At 65.0% G+C, this 23,184-nt stretch carries 26 protein-coding genes and 1 tRNA gene; 20 read left to right on the top strand and 7 right to left on the bottom strand.

Going from position 1 to position 23,184, the window contains the following annotated elements; translation table 11 throughout:
* Position 1: 1 nt before the first annotated feature.
* The 3 genes from HZY77_RS06905 to HZY77_RS06915 all read right to left on the bottom strand — a co-directional run bounded on the left by HZY77_RS06905 (position 2) and on the right by HZY77_RS06915 (position 3,147).
* Positions 2-844 carry an Hsp33 family molecular chaperone HslO gene (locus HZY77_RS06905; RefSeq protein ID WP_296820075.1) on the bottom strand — a complete coding sequence of 281 codons (843 nt, stop codon included), beginning with the start codon at positions 842-844 and terminating at the stop codon, positions 2-4.
* Positions 841-2,097 (bottom strand): VWA-like domain-containing protein, encoded by a 1,257-nt coding sequence (locus HZY77_RS06910; protein ID WP_296820078.1) that lies wholly within the window; start codon positions 2,095-2,097, stop codon positions 841-843. The genes HZY77_RS06905 and HZY77_RS06910 overlap by 4 nt, the downstream gene beginning before the upstream one ends.
* A 6-nt stretch (positions 2,098-2,103) precedes the next feature.
* The gene (locus HZY77_RS06915; protein WP_296820080.1) at positions 2,104-3,147 is read right to left on the bottom strand and encodes a MoxR family ATPase; all 1,044 of its coding nucleotides are present in this window, start codon (positions 3,145-3,147) and stop codon (positions 2,104-2,106) included.
* A 125-nt stretch (positions 3,148-3,272) separates the two neighbouring features.
* Here HZY77_RS06915 and HZY77_RS06920 point away from each other — a divergent pair, with 125 nt between their 5' ends.
* A complete protein-coding gene (locus HZY77_RS06920) occupies positions 3,273-3,806 on the top strand; it encodes an NUDIX hydrolase (protein WP_296820082.1) in 534 nt (177 codons plus the stop codon).
* Between the two features lie 13 nt (positions 3,807-3,819).
* Here HZY77_RS06920 and HZY77_RS06925 read toward each other — a convergent pair whose 3' ends face one another.
* Positions 3,820-5,325, bottom strand: a complete 1,506-nt coding sequence (locus HZY77_RS06925; RefSeq protein WP_296820084.1) for a hypothetical protein — start codon at positions 5,323-5,325, stop codon at positions 3,820-3,822.
* Between the two features lie 375 nt (positions 5,326-5,700).
* Between HZY77_RS06925 and HZY77_RS06930 the strand changes: the two genes are divergently transcribed.
* Positions 5,701-5,790, top strand: a tRNA-Ser gene (locus HZY77_RS06930).
* Here the strand turns inward: HZY77_RS06930 and HZY77_RS06935 are convergent.
* Positions 5,757-6,668, bottom strand: a complete 912-nt coding sequence (locus HZY77_RS06935; protein WP_296820086.1) for a ChbG/HpnK family deacetylase — start codon at positions 6,666-6,668, stop codon at positions 5,757-5,759. The genes HZY77_RS06930 and HZY77_RS06935 overlap by 34 nt on opposite strands.
* A gap of 38 nt (positions 6,669-6,706) precedes the next feature.
* Between HZY77_RS06935 and HZY77_RS06940 the strand changes: the two genes are divergently transcribed.
* Positions 6,707-7,099, top strand: coding sequence for a GtrA family protein (locus HZY77_RS06940; RefSeq protein ID WP_296820088.1), 393 nt, complete (start codon positions 6,707-6,709; stop codon positions 7,097-7,099).
* Here HZY77_RS06940 and HZY77_RS06945 read toward each other — a convergent pair.
* Together HZY77_RS06945 and HZY77_RS06950 are read right to left on the bottom strand one after the other, a co-directional pair.
* The gene (locus HZY77_RS06945) at positions 7,026-8,606 is read right to left on the bottom strand and encodes a glycosyltransferase family 39 protein (RefSeq protein ID WP_296820091.1); all 1,581 of its coding nucleotides are present in this window, start codon (positions 8,604-8,606) and stop codon (positions 7,026-7,028) included. The genes HZY77_RS06940 and HZY77_RS06945 overlap by 74 nt on opposite strands.
* Complete coding sequence (locus HZY77_RS06950) at positions 8,603-9,589, bottom strand: glycosyltransferase family 2 protein (protein WP_296820093.1); 987 nt, start codon at positions 9,587-9,589, stop codon at positions 8,603-8,605. The genes HZY77_RS06945 and HZY77_RS06950 overlap by 4 nt, the downstream gene beginning before the upstream one ends.
* Before the next feature lie 174 nt (positions 9,590-9,763).
* Between HZY77_RS06950 and HZY77_RS06955 the strand changes: the two genes are divergently transcribed.
* From HZY77_RS06955 to HZY77_RS07030, 17 genes are all read left to right on the top strand, one after another.
* Positions 9,764-10,288, top strand: a complete 525-nt coding sequence (locus HZY77_RS06955; RefSeq protein WP_363154477.1) for a response regulator — start codon at positions 9,764-9,766, stop codon at positions 10,286-10,288.
* Positions 10,249-10,446 (top strand): winged helix-turn-helix domain-containing protein, encoded by a 198-nt coding sequence (locus tag HZY77_RS17770; protein WP_363154613.1) that lies wholly within the window; start codon positions 10,249-10,251, stop codon positions 10,444-10,446. The genes HZY77_RS06955 and HZY77_RS17770 overlap by 40 nt, the downstream gene beginning before the upstream one ends.
* A complete protein-coding gene (locus HZY77_RS06960; RefSeq protein ID WP_296820095.1) occupies positions 10,430-11,833 on the top strand; it encodes an ATP-binding protein in 1,404 nt (467 codons plus the stop codon). Before HZY77_RS17770 ends, HZY77_RS06960 begins: the two co-directional genes overlap by 17 nt.
* Positions 11,834-11,889: 56 nt before the next feature.
* Positions 11,890-13,407 carry a glycosyltransferase family 39 protein gene (locus HZY77_RS06965; RefSeq protein WP_296820097.1) on the top strand — a complete coding sequence of 506 codons (1,518 nt, stop codon included), beginning with the start codon at positions 11,890-11,892 and terminating at the stop codon, positions 13,405-13,407.
* Between the two features lie 57 nt (positions 13,408-13,464).
* Positions 13,465-14,346 carry a radical SAM protein gene (locus HZY77_RS06970; RefSeq protein WP_296820100.1) on the top strand — a complete coding sequence of 294 codons (882 nt, stop codon included), beginning with the start codon at positions 13,465-13,467 and terminating at the stop codon, positions 14,344-14,346.
* The gene (acpS, locus tag HZY77_RS06975; protein ID WP_296632000.1) at positions 14,343-14,723 is read left to right on the top strand and encodes a holo-ACP synthase; all 381 of its coding nucleotides are present in this window, start codon (positions 14,343-14,345) and stop codon (positions 14,721-14,723) included. The genes HZY77_RS06970 and acpS overlap by 4 nt, the downstream gene beginning before the upstream one ends.
* Before the next feature lie 22 nt (positions 14,724-14,745).
* A complete protein-coding gene (nagZ, locus tag HZY77_RS06980) occupies positions 14,746-15,825 on the top strand; it encodes a beta-N-acetylhexosaminidase (protein ID WP_296820102.1) in 1,080 nt (359 codons plus the stop codon).
* A 40-nt stretch (positions 15,826-15,865) separates the two neighbouring features.
* On the top strand, positions 15,866-16,789 hold the full coding sequence (locus tag HZY77_RS06985) for a cation diffusion facilitator family transporter (protein WP_296661192.1): 924 nt from the start codon (positions 15,866-15,868) through the stop codon (positions 16,787-16,789).
* A 198-nt stretch (positions 16,790-16,987) separates the two neighbouring features.
* Positions 16,988-17,206, top strand: a complete 219-nt coding sequence (locus tag HZY77_RS06990; RefSeq protein WP_296820105.1) for a hemin uptake protein HemP — start codon at positions 16,988-16,990, stop codon at positions 17,204-17,206.
* A 98-nt stretch (positions 17,207-17,304) separates the two neighbouring features.
* Positions 17,305-17,547: a hypothetical protein gene (locus HZY77_RS06995; protein ID WP_296820108.1), complete on the top strand. Its 243-nt coding sequence runs from the start codon at positions 17,305-17,307 to the stop codon at positions 17,545-17,547.
* 17 nt (positions 17,548-17,564) lie between these two features.
* On the top strand, positions 17,565-18,086 hold the full coding sequence (locus HZY77_RS07000) for a peroxiredoxin (RefSeq protein ID WP_296820110.1): 522 nt from the start codon (positions 17,565-17,567) through the stop codon (positions 18,084-18,086).
* A gap of 363 nt (positions 18,087-18,449) precedes the next feature.
* On the top strand, positions 18,450-18,809 hold the full coding sequence (locus HZY77_RS07005) for an antibiotic biosynthesis monooxygenase (RefSeq protein WP_296820113.1): 360 nt from the start codon (positions 18,450-18,452) through the stop codon (positions 18,807-18,809).
* Positions 18,810-19,021: 212 nt separating this feature from the next.
* Positions 19,022-19,780 carry an energy transducer TonB gene (locus HZY77_RS07010; protein ID WP_296820116.1) on the top strand — a complete coding sequence of 253 codons (759 nt, stop codon included), beginning with the start codon at positions 19,022-19,024 and terminating at the stop codon, positions 19,778-19,780.
* Between the two features lie 3 nt (positions 19,781-19,783).
* On the top strand, positions 19,784-20,539 hold the full coding sequence (locus HZY77_RS07015; protein ID WP_296820118.1) for a MotA/TolQ/ExbB proton channel family protein: 756 nt from the start codon (positions 19,784-19,786) through the stop codon (positions 20,537-20,539).
* A complete protein-coding gene (locus HZY77_RS07020; RefSeq protein ID WP_296820120.1) occupies positions 20,539-20,964 on the top strand; it encodes a biopolymer transporter ExbD in 426 nt (141 codons plus the stop codon). Before HZY77_RS07015 ends, HZY77_RS07020 begins: the two co-directional genes overlap by 1 nt.
* A gap of 19 nt (positions 20,965-20,983) precedes the next feature.
* Positions 20,984-21,244, top strand: coding sequence for a FeoA family protein (locus HZY77_RS07025; protein WP_296770231.1), 261 nt, complete (start codon positions 20,984-20,986; stop codon positions 21,242-21,244).
* Positions 21,241-23,175, top strand: a complete 1,935-nt coding sequence (locus HZY77_RS07030; RefSeq protein WP_296820123.1) for a ferrous iron transporter B — start codon at positions 21,241-21,243, stop codon at positions 23,173-23,175. The genes HZY77_RS07025 and HZY77_RS07030 overlap by 4 nt, the downstream gene beginning before the upstream one ends.
* Positions 23,176-23,184: the final 9 nt, after the last annotated feature.

Raw genomic sequence — 23,184 nt, forward strand, 5'->3', positions numbered from 1 at the left:
TTCATTCGAACAAAGCCGCCACCGCGGCCGCATCCAGCACGTACTCGTGGTTGCAGATGTCGTCGTGCACCCGTATTTCGCCCTGCTCGGCAAGGATGTCTTCGCATTCTGCGCGCCCGACGCTGCGCAACATGGAGTAGATCTTGTCCGGATCATACGGGCAGTGATAACTGACCGGGCGCGGATCGTACACGCGCACGTCCTCTTCCGGAAACAAGCGCTCGATCAGCTTGATCGCGCCGAGGCCGAGCAATTCGTCCGCCCGCACCGTGTCGGCCAGGATCTGCACCCGATTCCAGCCATCGGCATCGCGCATGGCTGCGCCCGGCAAGGCCTGCAAAAACAGGCCCGCCGCGGTCTCGTGATTGGCCGCCAGCCACAACCGGGTCGGCGCCTGCTCGGACTGCGCGAGGTAATGCTCGAATACGGCGGCGAGCGTATCGCCCTGCAAGGGGACATGGCTCTGGTAGGGCTGGCGCATGTCGGCGGTATCGAGGGTCAGGGTCAGCGCACCGTCGCCCAGCAGGGCCGACAGACTGCCCGCGGACAGATGCGGCGGCGTGCGCGCCATGCCGCGCAGGCGCAACTGCTCGTCGCAGTCCATCACCAGTAGCGACACCTCGCCGTCGCCGCGCAGCTGGAAAGTCAGTCGCCCCGCCTGCTTGAGGTTGGCGGCGATCAGCGTGGTCACCCCCGCCAACTGGCCCAGCAATTCGAGGGCGGGCTCGGGGTAATCGCGCCCCGCCGCCATCTCGCGCCAGGCGCCGCCCAGCTGTACCCAGGCGCCCCGGATGTCGAGCTGCTCGAACAGGAAGCTGCGGACGCGGTCGGGTGGCCCGCTCAATTCAGCTGCACCCGTTCGCCCCAAGGCACTACGCCCTTGCCCTTGACCAGCCAGATCACCGGGTAATTCGGCGGGACTTTGGGGAAATCGCCTTCGGCATCGGTGAAATACACCAGCATGTTGGGGCTGCGGTTTTCGTGCTCGACCCAGTCGAATACCGGGCGGAAATCGGTACCGCCGCCGCCTGAGAGTTCGGTCGGCAACTGCATGGTGTCCCAGGGCTCGAATTCCCACGGGGCCTGTTCCGCCACATGGTTGTCGCACGCCAGCAGGGTGACGCGTGCACGCACCTGGCCCTTCAAGGCATCGAGCTCGGTGACGAACTCGCGCAATTCCTCGTCGCTGATCGAGCCGCTGGTGTCGATCGCCGCCACCACGTCGATACCCTCGCTCGACAGGCGCGGCAGCAGCGCGTCGCCCTCGCGCCGCGACGGCCGGCGCCACGAATAGTCGTCACGCTGATTGACCGCGAAGAAACGCGCCAGGAGCGATCGCCAGGGCAGGCTGGGGGCGAGCAGATCGTCGACCCAGCGCATCATCGACTGCGACAGCTTGCCGGCCTGACGTGCGGCCTGGGCGGCGGCGGCCAGGCGATTCTTCCACTGCTCGGCGAGTTCCTCGCGCTCGCTGGGCGACAACTCGTTCGGCTTCTGCGAGGCCTGGCTGCCGCTGCCCTCCTTTTCCTCGGCCTGGCTCTGGCCTTCCTTGCCCTGCCCCCGGATTCGCCGGCATCGGGATTGTCCTGGCGCTGGTTCTCGTCGGGGCTGGCGCCGGCGTCGTTGTCNGTTGTCGAACATGTGCTGGTCGAAGGACTCTTCCGGCGTGTCCTCGGGGATCAGCGGATAGATTTCCTCCGCCGACAGCGTCATGTAATTCTGGTCGGCAAGGATGCCGTGCAGCGGCGGCTTCAGGCCTTCCTCGATCAGGATCAGGTTGACCGCGTGGTCGCAGGCCACGTCCCAGCGCCGTTTGACGCGATGGTTGCGCCGGTGGGTGTGCCCCATCGCGCAGTGCATCGCCTCGTGCGCCAGCACGAACTGCGTCTGCGCGAGATTGAGGTTGTCGATGAATTTCGGGTTGAAATAGAAGGCCTGCGCGTCGGTGCCGGTGGTCGTGCATCCCTCGCCGCCGACCTTCAGCGGCAGATGCATCACCAGCGCGCCGAGAAACGGGCGCTCCATGATGAGCCGCGTGCGCGCCGCGGCGAGCTTGGTCAGGATAGGTTCGAGCGCGGCGTCGTTGGCTTCAGCCATGGGACATCAATGCTCGTATAAAACCAGATCGGTGATGCTGTTGGCCCATTCGGCGAAGGCCGGCACGGCGAACAGCGGACGCCCCACCGCGCGATGCAGGTCGCTCACCAGCATCACGCCCATTTCGCGCTGCGGAANACGCTGCGCGTACTTGAGGATATTGCCATACACCGCCGTGGCATTGCCGCTGTCGGCCGCCTTCAGCGCGCGCCGGACCAGTGCGGCCGCGACGCCGTACTGCAGGTCGATCCCTTCGGGGACGTCCGCCACCTCGCCGGCGATGATGGCATCGATGTCGGGCATCTGCGCCATGTTGTCGACGAAGGTCTTGAGTTCCAGGCCGGCCGACTGTCCGACGCAGGCCATCAGCGCATCGGCCAGCAGATCGGTCTTGTCGAATTTCTGCAACGCGCGATGCGCGTATTCCCACGAGCGCGGGCTGGGAAAGGCGATCGGCGTGTGCGCCGGGTCGAAACTGAACAGCAGATCGGGGCGGAAGCGCAGGAAGGCGATCACGCGCGGATCGATGTCCTCGCTGTGCGCCCAGTCCACCCAGTCGTCCAGGTTCACCTCGACCTCGTAATGCGTGAAGCGATTGGCCAGCGGCGCCGGCATCGCATAAGTCACGCCGCGGTCGCCCTGGCGATTGCCGGCGGCGAAGATCACCCAGCCGTCCGGCACTTTGTATTCGCCCAGGCGACGGTCGAGAATCAGCTGATAGGCCGCGGCCGACACGGACGGCGGGGCCGAGGTGATCTCGTCGAGAAACAGGATGCCCGACGGGCCGTGGCGTTCGGCATCCGGCAGCACCGAAGGGATCGACCATTCGACCAGCTGGCCGCTGCGGAACGGGATGCCGCGCAGGTCGGTCGGCTCCATTTGCGACAGCCGGATGTCGATCAGCGACACGCCATGCTGCTGGGCGATCTTGGCGACGATCTGCGATTTTCCGACGCCCGGCGGGCCCCACAGCATCACCGGCGTGTGATGGCCGTCGGCCGCGCTCTCGAATTCGCGGTTGAGGATGGTTTCGATATGGGAGGGACGCATGGCCAATTAGAACAACAGTAAGGCCTTGAATGATAATCGCTCGGGCGGCCGGCATCCAGTTTCACCCTTGATCGAGGTGGGGGATTTTGATACCGTGCCTGCACACAGACCGAATTGGAAGCAGCATGAACTTTTGCAGTGAATGTGGCAGCGCCGTGGTGCTGCGCGTGCCAAGCGGCGACCACCTGCCGCGTCATGTCTGCCCCGAATGCGGCACCGTCCATTACCAGAACCCCAAGATGGTCGTCGGCTGCATTCCCGAATGGGAGGACAAGGTGCTGCTGTGCCGGCGTGCCATCGAACCCAGATACGGCCTGTGGACCCTGCCTGCCGGCTTCATGGAAAACGGCGAAACCACGCTCGAAGGCGCGGCGCGCGAAACCTGGGAAGAAGCCGGCGCGCGCATCGAAGTGGGCGGCCTGTATACCTTGTACAACCTGCCGCATATCAATCAGGTGTACTTCATGTTCCGCGCCCGGCTGCTCGATCTCGACTTTCAGCCCGGCATCGAATCGCTCGAAACCCGGCTCTTCACCGAAGCCGAGATCCCCTGGGACGACATCGCTTTCCGCACGGTGCGTGCGACGCTGGAACAGTATTTCAACGACCGCCGCACCGGCTCATTCGACTTTCATTTCGGCGACATCCGCACGCGCTGATGCGCCGGACACATCAGGCGGCGGCGACGATCTGCTCCCGTCCGACCACGTCCATGCCGACGCGCAGCCAGCCTTCGTGGCCCTCCTGCACTTCGCCCAGCCGCAACCGATAGACGACGTCGCCATCGCGCAGCATCAACGGCGCGCCCAACTGGTAATGCGTTTTCGGAAGCAGCAGATTGCTCACGCCCTGCTCGGTGTGGGTCATCGGCAGAAACACGGCCCAAGCTGGTTCGCGGGTCATGCCCGGCGCCTCCACGTCGAAATAGACTTCCACCCGCTTGGGATGGCGCGACAAGCGCTGGGTGCCCACCAGATGCTGACCACCCTCCTCACGGTCCCAGCGTATCGCCAGCAACTGCCACACGTTCTCCGACGGGTCCCAACTCACGGCCACCAGCCGGCCATGCGGCAACGCCGTCGACTCGGCCAGGGAGAATCCCATGCCCTCGGTGCTCTCGTCGCGCAGCATCCACGGTTCGAGGTCAGGACTGCCCTTGGACGAATCGGGATGGGACAGCGCGCTCAGAATCTTCTCCATGCCGGCCGCCACCCACACGCGTCCAAAACGGTTCGTACGCTGGCGTCCGCGGCGGATGCCGCCGCGCTCGATCAGGCTCGCGACCTGGCGGGTCAGTCCACTGTCGACCTCGATCGCGGCCTCGCCGAGCGATTTGAGGTAATCGACCAGCGGGCTCAACGCAAAATAACGAAGGCGGCGGCCCTGCACCCACTCGCTTTCCAGCACAGCCGCTCCCTCGCTCAGCGAGAGATCCACTAGGTGGGTATGCACATCGCGCAGCGGCACGGTGGCAGGCAACGGCAGGGGCTCGTAGCGTTCGAGAAGCCGAGCGATGGACTCGATTTCCTGCGCGCGGTAGCCGAGCGGGTGCACCAGCCCCATCAGCACTACAAGCGTGTATTCGCGGGCGCAGTGCGTGGGTTGTCCGTCGACCTGCACCGCCTGGGTGGCAAACCCGTCACGCTCGATCAGGCGATAGATCTTGTGCACGCGGCGCCACGCCGATGCGGCAGGATTGCGCGCCTGATGGTAGTCCCAGCGCATGACCCGCCCGGCATAGCGCACCGCACGGGTGGCCATTTCGGCGGCAAACGGTTTGAGTTCGGCGCTGGCCGGATTGCGGTACGCCTGCTTCAGCAAGCAGAGCCAGGCCTCCGCCAGCAGCGACCAGAACACCCATGACTCGCGCCACAGCGCCTGGCGCGCCAGGCGGAACGCAGCCTGGTTGCGCACATATTGTTCGATGATGCGGGACTGCANGGGCAGCCCCGCCTCTTCCAGCTTCATCAGCGATTTCATCCGGCCGAGCGTGGCCGGTTCATTTTCCGCGTTGAACCGTTCGAGGCCTTCGACCAGCACATGGTGCGCATCGTAATCCGAATCCGCATGCAGGTTTTTCAGCCATTTCTCGGTCGCTTTCACGGAGGCGAACGGCGACCCCGCCTCGGCTTTTCTGCGGCGGGTAATCGTGCTCAACATCTCGAATAAATCGCTCATGGCTGGCGTCGGCTGGTTTCTGACGTCTGCAGACCAGCACCATTTATGCCAAACAAGCGGCTGCCTGCTGCCGTGGTCAACACCTTGGTTTTGCTCAGGTTTGAACGACCCGCGCCGCGTCCGCGCAGCATGCGCTAACGAAAATCCGACAACTCGTGTTGAAGCCACGTCAACCCGTTCCTGGTGGTTCGTGTCGCGCACAAGGCCGGGCGAACCCGCTACAATGCGCGCCGTGGAAGCATGGCCGAGCGGTTTAAGGCACCGGTCTTGGCCGCACTGCGCAGCAGTCGGCTCGTGCAGGCTCACTTGCGACAGCAAGTTAAGCCGCGCAAGCGGCGGCCGGAACTAAAACCGGCGTGTGCATTCCACCCAAAGGGAAGCGTGGCCGAGCGGTTTAAGGCACCGGTCTTGAAAACCGGCGATGGCGCAAGTCATCCGTGAGTTCGAATCTCACCGCTTCCGCCAGATTCCGGATTCACGGCTGCACCGATCCCCTCTTCCCCGGCCCGGCCCCGCAGCGGCCCGATTTCAAGCCGCGCGGATTCCAGCAACGCGGAAANAATCTCGCCAGACAAGGCCCGATACTCCCGGTTCCGCGCGTCCTGCAAGCCATCCCCGCCCGGCCACGGCAGCGAGGGGTGGCACATCAGTACGTCGCCGTCGCGTGCGCAGGCGAGCCATGCTTTCATTCTCACCAGGTAGTCCGCTTCGGAAAGATCGAATCCGTATACGCCGACGAGATGATTGCTTTGCGGATACCCGTGCCGGCCGGCCAGCGTGCGCAAGGAGTTCGCGCCCAGCCGGCCGATCAGCCACGCCTTGAATGCAGTGGATGGCGGGCAGCCGTCTGCCGGAAGCGTCGAGCGCACCCAGGGCCTGACCGCCGCACCATACCGTTGATCCATGACTGCAATGAGTTGGTCGCGTATCACGGGCAACTGATGCACATGTTGGTGGCCATCGACGAAATCCGGCAGCTGTCCCATGGCCTGCTCGAAACGATCGAACTGCCGCTCAACCGCCGCACGGATCCGGACGCGATCGAACTGGCGGCCATAGGCACGGGCAATCAGCCCGGCCAGCGCATGGCACCCTCCCTGGCCGAAATCCTCGGTGAAGTTGAGATGCAGGCCCACTTCCACGTTGTCCGTCCGCGCCCGCAACGCATGGGCGCCCGAGGGCCAGGCCGGTCCGTCGACAAGACAGCTGACCGCGGAAACGCGACGCCGGTCCGCCAGTTCCAGCGCCGCCAGGTTGATGCCTTCGTGCTGGCCGAAGTCATCCACGCACACGCTGATGACGCGTCGTGCGGATATCGGTTCAGGTTGTAGCGGCAGCGTCATCCCGTAGAATGCCGGGGATCTTCCCAGGCGAATCCCCCATGTTTCTGCTTCGTCACCGACCGGTTGTCTTCATCCTGGTGGGCAGTACCGCCGCACTCGTCCATCTCCTCACCGTCATCCTGCTGGTGGAAAAGATGCATCTCGCGCCCCTGGTCGCCAACGTCGGCGGCTGGCTGTGTGCCTTCACCGTCTCGTACGGCGGCCACCAGCTGCTCACCTTTGCCGATCACGACGCACCGGTGCTGCAATCGGCCAGCCGCTTCCTGCTGCTGTCCGCCGCGGGGTTCGCCATCAATGAATCGGCCTATGCCATTCTGCTGCACACCAGCCGGGTTCCCTATCATTTCCTGCTGGCGATCATCCTGCTGTGCGTAGCGGTGGTGACTTATCTGCTGAGTCGTCGCTGGGCGTTTGCCGGCATCCGCCCCTAGAGGACACCTCACTGCGCGTCAGCCGCCAGACCACGGTCGATTTGTGCGTCGCCAGCGGCGCGATGTTCCGCAGGGAGGGGTATTCGCCCTCCGTCCCTTTCGGCGCGACCAGCCATGAAACCGGGTGGCTACAAATGTAATGCTCAAGGCGGGCATGGTCGATCAGCAACCGGTTCGCCCTCTCCGGGTCGAATTTTCCCGCGTCGGCCATGACCTTGCGCCAGTTGTCGTTTTTTGAGGTGTTGGCCACACTCCAGTCGTCGAATATTTCGACCGGCTCCGTCAGCCCGAGGTAGAACGGCATGTCGAAATACTGCTCCCGCAGGAACATGACGGGTTCGCTTGCCTGGCGCTGCGCGGCGATCAGGCTGCTCAAGTGCCGGTCCGTCTTGTGGTTGAACAGGTTGTTGGCCACGATCGCGGATAGGCACACCGCACCGGCGACGAGCGCGAACCCCTTCAGGAAACGCGGGTTCGGCACATCCCNCCATTTGCGTACCAGCCCCTCGGCTATCAGGTAGGCCAACGGCGGCAGCACGGGCAGCACGTAGCCCACCAGCTNTGAGGACGGAATGGAGAAGAAGCCCACGATCACGGCCGACCAGATCCACATCAGGGAGCGGATCGTCGGCTTCGTCTCGGCCTCCAGCCGGGTGCGTTTCAACGCGGCCGGCAGCCACCAGGACCAGGGCAGGATGAGGAGAAGGATGGCGGGTGGATAAAACCAGAACGGCATGGGATTGTTGAATCCGCCTTCGGCAAATCGCTGGAACTGCTGGTAGACGAAGAAGTAATTCAGGAAATCGGGAAACCGCGCCTGCATGGCGACAAACCAGGGGACGGCAACCAGCAGGAAAACAGCCAGGCCGGGCAGCCAGACCAGCTTGCGCATCAGGACCAGGCGGCGATTCCACGCCAGCCAGACGACCAGCACCATTCCCGGCAGCACGGCGCCGATCAGTCCTTTGGCCAGAACGCCCAGCGCCGCGCCAAGATACGCGCCGGCAAGCAGGCGCTTGTAGGGCAGGCCCCTTTCCGCATTCAGTCCCGCTTCAGCCGCCAGCAGGATGGTGGAGGCGATCAGGCCAGCCACCAGCATGTCGAGATTGGCAAATTGGGCAGCGCCGAAGAAAANAGGCTGGGTCACCAGGATCAACAAGGACCAGCGCGCGACCGTCGTGCCTTNTTGCCGCAGGGCGAAGCCATACAGGGTGAAGGCCGCGATTCCGGCCCCGAACAGCGACGCCAGGCGAGCGGCCCACTCGTGGAGACCGAACATGCCCAGGCTGCTCGCCGTGATCCAGTAAAACAGGGGCGGTTTGTGGAAGAAGGGCAGGCCGTTCAGGGTGGGGTATAGCCAGTTGCCCGAACTCAGCATTTCCCAGGCCACGCTGACGTAGCGCCCCTCGTCAGGCAAGGCAAGCGGCCTGACCCNCAGCGTCAACGCAAGCCAGGCCAGTGCCAGCAGGAACCATCCTGCTTCCTTTCTGTTCCATCCCGCGATCATGGCTGCGCATCCTGCAAGCCCCGTCCGGCGCGACGCCGGACCACGTACAAGGGGCGCCCCTTGACCTCCTCGAAGATGCGACTGACATACTCGCCCAGCACACCCAGCCCGATGAGTTGTATCCCGGAAAACAACATCAGGCCCACCACGATCGTGGTCCAGCCCGGAACGGCGATCCCCCTCAGGAAATAGTCGACGACCAGGTAGCCGCCATAGGCGAATGCCAGCAACGCCAGGATGAAACCCAGCAGGCTGGCGATACGCAACGGCCAGGTGGTGAACGCCGTCAGGCCGTCGAAGGACAGCCGCAGCAGATGGAACGGGTTGAAGGTGCTGCGTCCGCTGCCCCGGGCATCCGGCACGTAGGCAATTTCAGATGTCTTGAATCCCACCCACGCATACAGCCCCTTCATGAAGCGGTTGCGCTCCGGCAGGGCGAGCAGCGCGTCGACCACCGCCCGGTCCATGAGACGGAAATCGCCGGCATCCGCAGGCACCTGGAAACGCGCGCCGGCATTCACCAGCCGGTAGAACCAGCGGGCGCCCAGACGCTTGAACAGCCCTTCATCGCGGCGGTGCTCGCGCACGGCGTAGACCACATCGTAGCCCTGCTGCCATTGCGCCAGCATCGCGGGAATCAGTTCCGGCGAATGCTGCAGGTCGGCGTCCATCATCAGGCAGGTTTCGCAACGCGCCGACTCCAGGCCTGCGGTAAGTGCCGCCTCCTTGCCGAAATTGCGCGACAGCTGGATGACCTGGAATCCCGGCTGGGCCGACCAGAAGGCGAATACTTCGTGCGTGGCGTCGCGGCTGCCATCGTCCACCAGGATGACCTCCCAGTCCGTCACCAGCGACTGCAGCACGCTTTGCAAACGCGGCAGCAGACGGTTCAGATTCTCCGCTTCGTTGTAGCACGGGATGACGATCGACAGTCCCGGAATCCAGTCGCGCGGCCGGATGGAAAAATGCTGTCGATCGGCCATGTTCTTCTCGGCCGTCGACGGGAAGGTTTTCCATTCCGCAACGGGCAGAACGGAAAGATCGTGGGAATGAAGCTTGTATGGGCGCATCGGTTCCGGTTTCGCATCCAGTAGGGGTTGATGCAGAATGCGCCTGACTGCCTTTCAAACTCCTTACACGATTCCCGACACGCCTCGATGCGCATCCTGCTGACCGAAGACGATCCTGCGCTGGCGGATCTGCTCCTGCGCGCATGCCGGCAGGAAGGCTACAGCGTCGACTGGGTCAGCGACGGCGTGGCGGCCGATCTCGCCCTCGGCAGCGAAACCTACGATGCCCTGGTGCTGGATCTGGGCCTTCCGCGCATGGACGGACTGGACGTGCTCAAGCGCCTGCGCAAACGCGGCAGCCGCCTGCCCGTGATGATCCTCACCGCGCGCGAGGCGATCGCCGACCGGGTGGCGGGGCTGGACAGCGGCGCGGACGACTACCTGTCCAAGCCGTTCGCCCTCGCGGAATTGCAGGCCCGCCTGCGCGCCCTCGTCAGGCGCCATCACGGCGGTGCAGCGTCGGCCAGCCTGGAACTGGGCAGACTGCGCTACGACACCGTGAGCCGGCAGGTTTTCTGGACGACGACGAAATCGAACTGTCCAGTCGCGAGCGGGAAGTCCTGTCCAGCCTGCTGCACAAGGCGGGAAAGGTCATTTCCAAGCAGGCGCTGACCGCCGCCATTTCCAGCTGGGACGCGACCGTGGGATCGAACGCAATCGAAGTCTATATCCATCGCCTGCGCAAGAAACTGGAACCCGCAGGCATCACCATCCGAACCGTGCGCGGGCTGGGCTACCTGATCGAGTCGTCCGATGGCCCCGTTGACTGAAATGCGCCGCGCCGATCCCACCCTGACCCGTGCCCTGCTGGGATGGCTGCTGATCCCGCTTGTGGTTCTGCTGGCGGTCAGTGCCTATACCACCTACCGCAATGCCTCCCATCTTGCGGAAACGGAACGCGACCTCGTCCTGGAAGAGATCACGGACGATCTGGAGGAACTCGTTTCCACCAGCTATAAAGCCGACCGCAAGATCGACCCGGACTCCCTGTCATTCAGCGTGCTCATCCGCGATGCCCGGGACCAGCGCTATTTCGCCATTTATGACGCCAGCGGAACGCTGCTGGCAGGGGACCGCCGACTGGTCCGCGTACCGGTCGGCAGCAGCGGCGACGAACGCGCGGCATTCGACACCATTTCCCTAAACGGCAAGATGCTGAGGCGCGCCGTATTGAAAGGCGAGCGGGATGAGCTTCCGGGCTTCGAAATCCAGGTGGCGGAAACCACGGTCAGGCGCGACCGGCTGACCCTCCACCTGCTCCGCGGCGTGCTCGTGCCGCAGGCATACGCCCTTCTCTTCTCGCTCCCGCTCGTCTGGTTCGGCATCAGCCGAGGGCTGCGCCCGCTCGAGGAACTGCGCCGCCGTATCACCCACCGGTCTGCCCAGGACCTCGATGCGATCCCGATCGACAACATCCCGCGNGAGTTGCGGCCCGTCGTCACCGCCCTCAACGACCTGCTGATGCGATTCCGGGCGGTACAGGAAGAGCAACGCCGCTTCACGGCCGATGCGGCACACCAGATCAAAACCCCGCTCGCCGTGCTGATGGCGGAAATCGAACTGGCCCGTTCGGATACGGCCTGCCCGTGCGCGCAGCCCACCTATGACCGCCTGCAGAAAGCCGCCGCCCGGCTCACCCATCTGGTGCGCCAACTGCTGGCGTTGGCACACTCGGAAGTGCATGAAAGCGCGACCCATACGCTGTTCGACCTGTCCGAACTGGCGCGCGAGGTGACGACCGAGTTTGTCGCGGCAGCCGCGCGTCGGCGGATCGATCTCGGTTTCGAGGGCACGGAACAGGCAATCCCGGTGCGGGGCAATACCGTCCTGATCCAGGAAGCCATGAAGAACCTGCTGGAGAATGCGCTCAAGTTCACCCCGGAAGGCGGAACGGTCACTGCAGCCGTCCAGGCCTTCCCGCCGACCTTTTCCGTGGCCGACAGCGGGCCGGGCATCCCCGAAGCGGAATTGCCGCTCATCTTCAAACGTTTCCATCGGGCGCCGGAAAGCAGCACGGCGGAAGGCAGCGGTCTGGGGCTGGCCATCGTCCAGGAAGTGGCGCGCAAGCACGGCGCGGTCGTCACCGCGGGANNAAAAGCGCTGGGCGGCGCACTGTTCGAATTCCGGTTCGAAGACGAAGCTGTAAGCCAATCGTAATCCGGGATCCGGATACTGCGCCCGACTTCCCGATCGCGCCGCCTGGCGTCCCCCTGTTGAACGCTTGCCCCGATTCCCCCTCAGCCCGTCGCACCCTGCTGTACATCCTGGCCTTTTGTCTCGTCTGGTGGGGCATTTTCGCCGCGACCCGTCATTACCTGGACGGCGCCGACATGGTGGAAAACTATGCCTGGGGCATGGAATGGCAATGGGGCACCAACAAGCATCCGCCGCTGTTCGGCTGGATCACGGCGGCCTGGTTCAGGCTGTTTCCGGTCGGCGACAACGCCTACTACCTGCTCAACCAGGTCAATCTGGCCATCGCGCTGGGGCTGCTGGCACTGGCGATGAAACGCCTCCTCAGCTGGGATGCGGTGCTGGTCGCCGTGGTGCTCACCACGCTGGGCACCCATTTCGGCCCCGACAGCGGATTCAAGTACAACGCCAACACTGCCTTGCTGCCGTTTGTCGCCGGCTTCGTCTGGAGCCTGCTGCATGCGCTCGAGCAGGGCCGCGCCCGCTGGTTCGTTCTTGCAGGCGTGTTCGCCGCTGCCGCCCTGCTCACCAAATACTATGCACTCGTGCTGTTCGCGGCGATCGGACTGGCCATTCTGCTCACCCTGCGCCCGCCTCTTGCCATGCTGTTCAAAGGCACGGTCATCGCCAGCGTAACCGCGCTGTTGCTGGTCACGCCGCATATTGTCTGGTCCATCCGGCACGGCTGGCCCAGCCTGCATTACATGCACGAAGCGCATGAAGTGCTCGGCGCAACGGATGGCGCCAAAGCCTATGCTGTCGCCCTGGTGGGCGTGCTGGGGTTCAGCAGCGTCGCCTTGCTGGCCTGGGGCGCAAGCCTCGTTCGACTTCCCACCGTTCCGCTTGATCAAGCACCGCGACCGCCCCGGCTGGGCTTGAGCATCCTGTCTATAAGCGTCGCACTGACCCTGCTGGCCGCGCTCGCGCAGGGGATCAGTCCCGTATCGTCCTGGCTGATTCCAGCCCTGCTGTTCCTCGGTTGGGCCCTGGTCGATCTCACGCCCGCCCGTTTCGACAACGGATGGCTCGCACGACGAATCTATCGGGTCGGGCTGATCTATCTCCTGGTGACGCTTGTTGCGGCCGCGCTCTGGGACAGACAGTACCGCACCTACCCCGCGCAACCGGCCTATGCACTGCCGCAGCGCATTGCCGAGGACGCGACGCGCCTGTACCACGATGCCTATGCCGAACCCATCGAGTACGCAGCCGGGACGTTTCCNCTGCCCTACATCCTGAGCTTCTACTCGCCCGACCATCCGCATGGCCTGTATGGATTTGATCTCGCCGGGCCCGACCTCGCCCAATCTCCCTGGATCGACGCCCGCGCGCTGGAATCGGGCAACCGGATTGCCGTGTGCGGGACCCTGCGTTTCGGCGTGACCGACGCGCTCGCCTGCCCTGCCGCAGCCCGAACCCTGTTCGGCCCTCCCGACCAGACCCGGCAACTGGTCTACACCGTATATGACCCGAAAACCCGGCAGCTGGGCCAGCAACGCTACGCCGTGCTGATGTGGAAACCCCACCAGCCGCATTGATTTGCAGGCCGTCCCGTGCAGCGGATCGGCGTCCGGTTCGACAGCGGCTCAAGTAGAATGGGCGTTCGCCCATTCCCGCCCCGCAACGTGTCTGCCCAGCTCACCTCCACCAACCACGACCGCGACAGCGCGGGGATGACGTACGTCTATCCCGTCGTCTCGCGCCGCGCCGGCGGGGTGTCGGTCGGGATCAATCTCAACCCCAACAACGCATGCAACTGGGCCTGCGTCTATTGCCAGGTACCGAACCTGACGCGCGGCACCGCGCCGGATATTGATCTGGCTCAACTTGAAAACGAGCTGCGCACGCTGCTCACGGATATTCTCCGCGGCGATTTCATGCAGACGCGCGTGCCCGAGGGCGCACGGCGCCTGAACGATATCGCGTTGTCAGGCAACGGCGAACCGACCAGCGCCCGGGAATTTCCACTGGTCATCGAATGCATCGGCCGGGTGATGGCGGACTTCGACCTGATCGAGAAAATCAAGCTGGTGTTGATCACCAACGGCAGCCTGGCCGACCGGCCGCGCGTCCAGGCGGGCCTGCGGAAAATGGCCACGCTGAACGGCGAAGTGTGGTTCAAGTTCGACAGTGCGACCGCCAGCGGCATGCGCGCCATCAACCAGACGCGCATCGCGCCGGACAGGCAATTCGAACGCCTGGTCACGACCGCGCGCCTGTGTCCGACCTGGCTGCAGACCTGCGTATTCGCACGCGACGGCGCGCCGCCATCCGCCGCCGAACAGGCGGCCTACCTGAACGCAGTGGAACGCCTCCGCGTGCAGGGGATTCCCGTCCGGGGCGTGCTGCTCTATGGCCTCGCGCGTCCCTCGATGCAGCCGCAGGCCGACCGGCTGTCCGCCCTGCCCGCCGCATGGCTCGACACATTCGCGGACGCCATCCGGGCTGCCGGCTTGCCGGTGAAGGTGTCGCCATGATCCACGGCATCGGTACCGACCTGCTCGACGCCGAGCGCATCCGCAATGGGCTGGCCCGCTTCGGCGAGCCCTATGCTGAGCGCATTCTCGCCCCGGCCGAACAGGCCGGCTATCGTGCCAGCCGCGACCCGGCACGCTTCCTGGCCAAATGCTTCGCCGCCAAGGAAGCCTTCGCCAAGGCGACGGGAACCGGCCTGCGTGCGCCGGTGACGCTGCGCAACATCGCCGTGCTGCGCGACACGCAGGGCAAGCCCTTCCTGCAATGCGCGCCCGAACTGGATGCCTGGCTGGCAGCACGCGGAATAAGCGCTCATCATGTGTCCTTGTCCGACGAAAGCGATCTCGTCCTGGCTTATGTGATTCTGGAGGCAACATGACACTGTCCTTGTTGGAGCGGATATGACGCTCGGCCCCTTGATGCTCGACGTGGCAGGCACCGAACTGACCGACGACGACCGACGCCGCCTGGGCCACCCGCTCGTCGGCGGGGTGATCCTGTTCTCCCGCAACTACCGCGACCCGGCCCAGCTGGCCGCCTTAACCGCCGAGATCCACGCGCTCAAGCCCGCGCCGCTGCTGATCGGCGTCGACCACGAAGGNGGGCGGGTGCAACGTTTCCGCGAAGGCTTCACCCGCCTGCCGCCGATGCGCGCCTTCGGCGAAATCTGGAACACCCATCCGCAACAGGCGAAACACCTCGCACGCGAAACCGGCTTCGTGCTGGCGAGCGAACTGCGCGCGCACGGCATCGACTTCAGCTTCGCGCCCGTACTCGACCTCGATTACGGTGCCTCGTCGGTCATCGGCGACCGTGCCTTTCATGCCGATCCGCATGCCGTGTTCCAGCTGGGCCAGGCCATGATGCTGGGTATGAAGGATGCCGGCATGGCCGCCTGCGGCAAGCATTTTCCCGGTCACGGCTTCGTGGTGGCGGATTCGCACGTCGACGTTCCGGTCGACAATCGCACCCTGGCCGATATTGCCGTCGCCGACCTGGTGCCTTTCCGCCTGATGATCGAGGCCGGGCTGGCCGCGATCATGCCGGCGCATGTGATCTACCCGAATGTGGATGACAAGCCGGCTGGGTTTTCGCGCGTCTGGCTGCAGAAACTGCTGCGGCACCAGCTGGGATTCGACGGCGCCGTGTTCAGCGACGATCTCTGCATGGCGGGTGCCGCCGTGGCCGGCGGCGTGGTCGAGCGCGTGACGGCGGCGCTGGAAGCCGGCTGCGACATGGCGCTGGTCTGCAACCGGCCCGACCTGGCCGACGACGTGCTGGCCAACCTGAAGGTCGACTGGCCCGCCCCGTCCCGTGCACGCCTTGCTCGCATGCACGGCCACCCGCACCCGCAGACCCTGACCCAGCTGCGCGAATCGACGCGCTATGTCAATGCGCTGCACCACATCGCCGGGCTGGGGCTGGACAGCGCGACCCTCAACCTGCAGGTCGACCCGACGGATTACTGTGGGCGCGCATAACCACGATCACAGCGCGCATGACCACGGTCATGGCCATGGCATGCATCACGTTCATGTGCATGCATCTGAAGGCGGCAACGGCAAGCTGATCCTCGCCCTGCTGCTGACGCTGTCATTCACCGGCGTCGAGGCCCTGGCCGGCTGGTGGTCGGGTTCGCTCGCGCTGCTGTCCGATGCGGCGCACATGTTCACCGACTCGTCCGCGCTGGGCCTGGCCGCGGCGGCGGCCTGGCTGGCGCGCCGGCCACCCAGCATCCGGCACTCCTATGGCCTGGTGCGGGCCGAGGTGCTCGCTGCGCTGTTCAACAGTCTGATGATGCTGGTCGTGCTCGGCTATATCGTGCATGAGGCCATCGACCGTTTCAGCTCCCCGCACGCGATCGCCGGCGGTACCGTCATCGGCGTCGCCGTCATCGGCCTCGGCATCAACCTGCTCGTCGCATGGATCCTGAGCCGCGGCGAACACACCCTCAATAGTCGCGCCGCGATGCTGCACGTGCTGGGCGATGCACTCGGCTCGGTCGCCGCGATCAGCGCCGGCATCGTCATCGTCACCACCGGCTGGACGCCGATTGACCCGCTGCTGTCCCTGCTGGTGGCGGTGCTGATTCTGGTCTCGGCCTTGCGGCTGCTGCGCGAGGTGGTACACGTGCTGATGGAGGGTGTACCCCTGCAGATCCAGCTCGAATCCGTCGGCCACGACCTCGCCGCCCTGCCCGGCGTACAGCGCGTGCACGACCTGCACGTGTGGACGCTGTCGTCGGGCACCGTCGCCCTGTCCGCGCACCTCGACATCCGCGATCTTGCCAACTGGCTGCACATTCTGGCCGCAGCCCGCGACATGCTTGCGAAGCAGCACGGCATCGCACACGTCACGCTCCAGCCCGAGGTGTTGAACATCGCACCGCTGGTGCGAGGCGAATGGGCGTCCCGAGCCGGCGTCGATGGCAAAGCCGCACACTGATCCGCGCAGTTGCACCTGACTGATCAACCAAGCGCTCAATCAGGATATGGATAAGCCGGCGTAACGGCTCCCCGTACTGCCCTATCAAGCCCGCCTGTGCGGGCTTTTTCATTTCAATGCCGGGGTTCTTCCCGTGAGCGCTTGACACACAAATGAGAATCGTTATTATTCGTAACACACTGATTGGCGATTCCCCGAATGAACCCCGAATCTGACGCACAGGATCCTCACGCCATGCCGAATGCGCCCTCCTCCTCCATCCGTCTTCCGGTCGAGCCTGGAACGCGGACTCGTCCGCCCGGGATCATCCCGGCGGANTTTTTATTCCAGGGCAGTCAGGAAATCCTGATCAGCCACAAAGGCGAGCACTATCGCCTGCGCATCACCAAGAACGGCAAGCTGATCCTCACCAAGTAAACCGTACGCAGGCCCGGCCTGCTGGCCTCGAGGCCACCCCAACCCCGCCCGCCCGCGCATCCGCGCCAGCCAGCCCCACACTTGCAAGGAGACTGGCAATGAACACATCGCAGCCACACGACACCCACGAAATCGTCATCGCCGCCACGCTATGGCTGATGCATCGCTACCAGCAAACCGGCTGCCGCAAGCTCGCCCGCATGATCGAACAGCATCTCGTCTGGATGCACGACCGTGCGACCAGCCCCCGTCTGGCCAATGCCTGCCGGCGACTGTCGTTCGAATGGCGCGCGGTCTCGACCGCCACGCCCATGCGTCCCGCGCACCCCATCCTGCACTGATTGACCAGGAGCCCCACATGATCTCGATTGGAAACACGATTCCCGACGTCACTTGCGAAGCCTATCTGCCCGATGGCCGCATCGAACCGATTTCACTCACGCACTATCGCGGCAGGTGGTTGGTGCTGTTTTTCTGGCCGCTGGATTTCACTTTCGTCTGTCCGACGGAAATACGCGCCTATTCCGACCTCAGCCACGATTTCGACCTGTCCGGCGCGGTACTGCTCGGCGCCAGCGTCGATTCCGCGCACGCTCATCGCGCCTGGGTGCGGCACGGGCTCGGCGCAGTGAAATTCCCCATGCTCGGCGACGTCTCGCGTAGCCTTGCGCAAGGCTTCGGCATACTCGCCGACAACGGCGTGGCGGTACGCGCCACCTTCATCGTCAATCCCGAAGGCCGGGTGATGAGCATCGCCGCCAACGACCTCAACGTCGGCCGCTCGGCGCGCGAAACGCTGCGCCTGCTGCACGCCCTGCAAAGCGGCGAGCTCACCGCCTGCGAGTGGCAGCCCGGCCAGTCCTTTGTCGCTGCCGCCTGAGGAACCCCGCCATGCATACCTCGCCCGTTGCCTCCCTTCTCGTCGCCGCGCTGGTCGTGCTGCGCCAGCCTTGCGCGCGCAACAAGGCCACCGCCCGCCTGCTGCTCGAACGCGCCGCCGAGTACGACAGCCTCACGCCTGTCGAGCGCGAAGCCTGCCGCAACCTCGCCGACGATCTCGACATCGAGCGCACCGAACCCGCGCCTGTGCGTGCACATATAAATGCAACGCAGCGCACGCATGCCGCCCCAAACCCCGAACGACGGATTACACAATTTTCCACATCGCTCCAGGCGCACAGCGCGGAGGCCGGCTGTCGGTGCGCTTCTCCATCGTCTTCGTCATTCCACAGGAAGGGGTCTGATGCTCGCCATTGCCTATCATTTTCATGTGCTGCCGCGCCATCGCGATACGTTCCGCCACGCCTGGCAGGCTGCGCGCGATGCACTGACCCATACCGTCGGCTTGCGTGCCCACGATTTCGCGGAGCCGCGCGACCGGCGCGACGCCTTCACGCTGCGGCTGGCCTGGGATGACCAAACCAGCTTCGAGCGGTTCACCCGTACCTGGATCGGCGTCTGGATGTTGAACGGCATGGGCCTTGCGCGCGACGCGTTCGCCAGGCCGATCGAGACCCACATCGACAAGGCGGAATCCGCCCTTCAAACGGGCAAGCACGCCGCCTGCCCCACGCACGGCAAGATCCACTCCGCCGCATCCTAAACACAGGCCCGGGTATGCATCTGGGTCCCGCCCAATATCGCTTTCTCCTGATTGAAGAAGATTAACCGCAACGAATCAATTGACTTATTTAATGCGAATTATTATCATTACTTTACATTGTTACCACATCGCCGTAACGTGATCCGTCTGAACGTGCCGCGGGAACGAAACAACCGCGCAGCCCTTGTGACGATTGCCCGGCGAGCCTCTGAATGGAACTGGATTTGCCCGGGATGACCGCCGCGTTGACCGCTCCCTCCGCCGTGAAAGCCGATCTGCCGAACGCAGTGCGTTTCGCGGCTGCCGCGCTGCCCTATTCGGCCCGGCTGTCGCGCGCGTCGCTTGCCGGTGTGGTGCTCGCGCATGCCAGCCTGCTGGCTGCGCTGCTGTTCGTCGCCCACACCCCCGAACCGATCACGCCGCCACTGCCGATTACGGTAAGCCTGATCGAGCCCGAGGTAAAAGAGACCGACCCGCAGCCCAAACCCGAACCCAGGCCGCAGCCGCCGAAACCACGCGTCAAACCGCTGCCGCCGCCACCGGTGCTGATCGCCGAGAAGCCGCTTCCCACGCCGCAACCCGTCGTCGAGGCGCCCAAACCCGACCCTGAACCCGTGCTGGTGCCCGAGGTGGTACCGCCGCCCGTACCGGTTGTCGCGGAAGCGCCGAAACCCGCGCCCCCGCCGCCAATACCGCCCCGGCCCGCGGACTATCTGAACAATCCCAAACCGCCTTATCCGGCGCTGTCGAAGCGACTCGGCGAAGAAGGCGTCGTACGGCTGAACATCCTGGTCAACCCGGACGGCAGTGTCGCGCAACTGGAAATCGTCAAGAGCAGCGGCTATGCGCGGCTCGACGAATCGGCCCGGAAAACCGTTCTGTCCAGCTGGAAATTCGAGCCGGCCCGCCAGGCCGGCAAACCGGTGGCCGCGTGGGTCATCGTGCCGATTCAGTTCACCCTCAGGAGCTAAACCATGGAAACCGTCACTCACCCCGCTCAACTGGGGTTCGCACACTTCATCGCCCAGGCCGACATGCTCGCGCATGTTCTGCTCGCCATCCTGCTGGCGATGTCGGTGATCACCTGGTACCTCATCGTCTCCAAGAGCATCGCCAACTGGCGCATGAAGAAAAATGCGCAGGCTTTCCTGGAACGCTTCTGGAATGCATCCGGGCTGGCGGCCGTGGGCGACTATCTGCAGAAGAACGGCATCAACGACCCGTTCTCGCATCTCACCCATCACGGCCTCAAGGCAGCCGAGCAGTTCCGCGGCAAAACCGGCGCCCGCCTGATCGAATCAGGTTCGGAAGACGAATTCCTCACCCGAGCCCTGCGTCGCGCGATCAACCAGGACACCGCGCGCCTGGAATACGGCCACACCATGCTGGCCTCCATCGCCTCGTCCGCGCCCTTCGTCGGCCTGTTCGGCACGGTGTGGGGCATCTACCACGCGCTGGTCAACATCGGCATGAGCGGCTCGGGCAGCCTCGACCAGGTGGCCGGTCCGGTGGGCGAGGCGCTGATCATGACCGCACTCGGCCTGGCGGTCGCCATCCCTGCCGTGCTCGCCTACAACTTCTTCAATCGCGCCAAGCGCCAGATGCTGTCCGAGGTGGACGGCTTCGCGCACGACCTGTTCGCCTTCATGTCCACCGGCGTGCGCAATAACACCCGCGTCGACAACGACGTACCGCGCGTCTACGTCGCCCCGGCCGTCAGGAGCGCATGATGGCCTTCGGCGGAATGCTCAACGATGCCGGCGACGGCGACAACGCGGAAATCAACATGATTCCGCTGATCGACGTGATGCTGGTGCTACTCGTCATCTTCATCATCACTGCGCCGCTGATGACGCATGCGGTCAAGGTCAACCTGCCCGTGGCATCCAGCCAGCCCAACGAGGACAAACCGGAGACGGTCAACCTGTCGATCAAGACCGACGGCTCGGTATTCTGGAACGCCGAACCCGTGGACGCGACCGCCTGGCAGGCGAAGATGGACCTCGCCGCACAACAGACCCCGCAGCCGGAAATCCACATCCGCGCCGACGGCGATCTCGCCTATCGCAACGTCGCCCAGATCATGTCCGACGCCGCGCGCGCAGGACTCAGCAAGCTCGGGTTCGTCACCGAACCGAAAACCGCGGCCCATTGAACCGCAGGGATCCTTAGACATGTTCACCCTTGACCGTTCGGACGATTTCCAACTTTGCCGCATCGAGCGCATCCACACGCCCGAGCATGCGCCGGAATGGCACGACTGGCTGCAGGAGCTGGGGTTCATCCCCGGCGAGAAAGTGATGCTGATGGCACGCGCGCAGCCAGGCGGCGATCCGCTGGTGGTCCGCGTCGGCTCGTCCACTTTCGCCCTGCGCTGTGCCGAGGCCGCCTGCATCGAAGTCACGCGGCTGGATAACGCGACGGGGGCTGCATGAGCGCCTGCCACGATTCGGTCCGCCGCGACCACGCCCCGTCCGCCGTCGTTCATGTGCATCGCGGCGGACCGCTGGTCGCCCTGGTGGGCAACCCCAACTGCGGCAAGACCGCGTTGTTCAACGTCCTGACGGGCAGCCGCCAGAAAGTGGCGAACTATGCCGGCGTCACTGTCGAACGCAAGGAAGGCCGCTACCTCACGACGGCAGGCAAGGCGCTGCGCGTGCTCGACTTGCCGGGCACCTACAGTCTCAACCCGCGTTCGCCGGACGAGCAGGTAACGGTCGACGTGCTGATGGGTCGCGCGCGCGGCGAGAAACGCCCGGACCGCGTCGTCTGCGTGGTCGACGCCACCAACCTGCGGCGCAATCTCCGGCTTGTCCTGGCCGTGAAACGCCTCGGCCTGCCCTGCGTGGTGGCGCTCAACATGACCGACCTGGCGGCACGGCGCGGCATCCACGTGGACGTGGACAAGCTGTCCCTCGAACTCGGCGTGCCGGTCGTCAAGACCGTCGCCGTCAGGAAGGACGGCGCAACCGCCCTGCGTACGCTGCTCGATGCGCCGGCCGAGGCCTGGCGCGGCGAGGCAGCACACTCGTCCGTACCGGGAACCGACGCCCCGGCCGTCACGGTGGAAGCCGACCACGACACGGTGCAGCGCATCCTCGTCAGCCTCGGCCTCGACGTGCATGCGCCACACACGCTGTCCGACCGGATCGACCGCGTGGTGCTGCATCCGGTCATCGGCATGGCGCTGCTCATGGTGGTGCTGTTCCTGATGTTCCAGGCTGTGTTCACCTGGGCCGAGGCGCCGATGGGCTGGATCGAGGCGGCCACCACATGGGTGGCCAATGGCGTCACCGCTGCGCTGCCCGACGGCTGGCTGCGCAGTCTGCTCGTCGACGGGATCATCGCGGGCGCCGGCGGGGTGCTGGTGTTCCTGCCGCAGATCCTCATCCTGTTCTTCTTCATCCTGATCCTGGAAGAGTCGGGCTACCTGCCACGCGCCGCCTTCATGCTCGACCGCCTGATGGGCAGCGTGGGCCTGTCGGGCCGCTCATTCATCCCTCTGCTGTCGAGCTTCGCCTGCGCGATCCCCGGCATCATGGCCGCGCGCACCATCGCCAGCCCGCGTGACCGCCTCGTCACGATCATGATCGCGCCGTTGATGACCTGCTCGGCACGACTGCCGGTGTATGCGCTGCTGATCGGCGCCTTCATCCCCAAGCGCGAGGTCGCGGGTATGTTCGAGTTGCAGGGCCTGGTGCTGTTCGGTCTCTACGTCGCCGGCGTGATCAGCGCGATGGGCATTGCCTGGCTGGCCAAGCGCCTCACCACCCGCGGGCTACCCAGACCTTTGATGATGGAACTGCCGACCTACCACTGGCCGACGCCGCGCAACGTCGCCATCGGCCTGTGGCAGCGCGCGTCCATCTTTCTCAAGCGGGTCGGCGGCATCATCCTGGCGCTCACCATCGTCATGTGGTTCCTCGCCAGCTTCCCGACNGCCCCCGCCGGCGCGACCGGCCCGGCGATCGAATACAGCCTCGCCGGCACGCTCGGCCGCGGCCTCGCCACCATCTTCGAACCCATCGGCCTCAACTGGCAGATCAGCGTCGCGCTGGTGCCGGGCATGGCCGCGCGCGAAGTCGCGGTCAGCGCGCTCGGCACCGTCTACGCGCTGTCGGCCAGCGGCGACGACACTGCGCAGGCCCTGACACCGCTGATCGCGCACAGCTGGAGCCTCGCCACTGCGCTGTCGCTGCTGACCTGGTTCGTCTTCGCGCCGCAGTGCCTGTCCACGCTTGCCACCGTCAAGCGCGAAACCGGCGGCTGGAAAATGCCGCTCGTCATGGCCGGCTATCTGTTCGGCCTGGCCTGGCTCGCGTGTTTCATCGTGTATCACCTCGCCGTCGCAGCGGGTTGGGGATGACCCATGCCT

It is taken from the genome of Thiobacillus sp., assembly GCF_013693775.1.
GTDB lineage: Bacteria > Pseudomonadota > Gammaproteobacteria > Burkholderiales > Thiobacillaceae > Thiobacillus.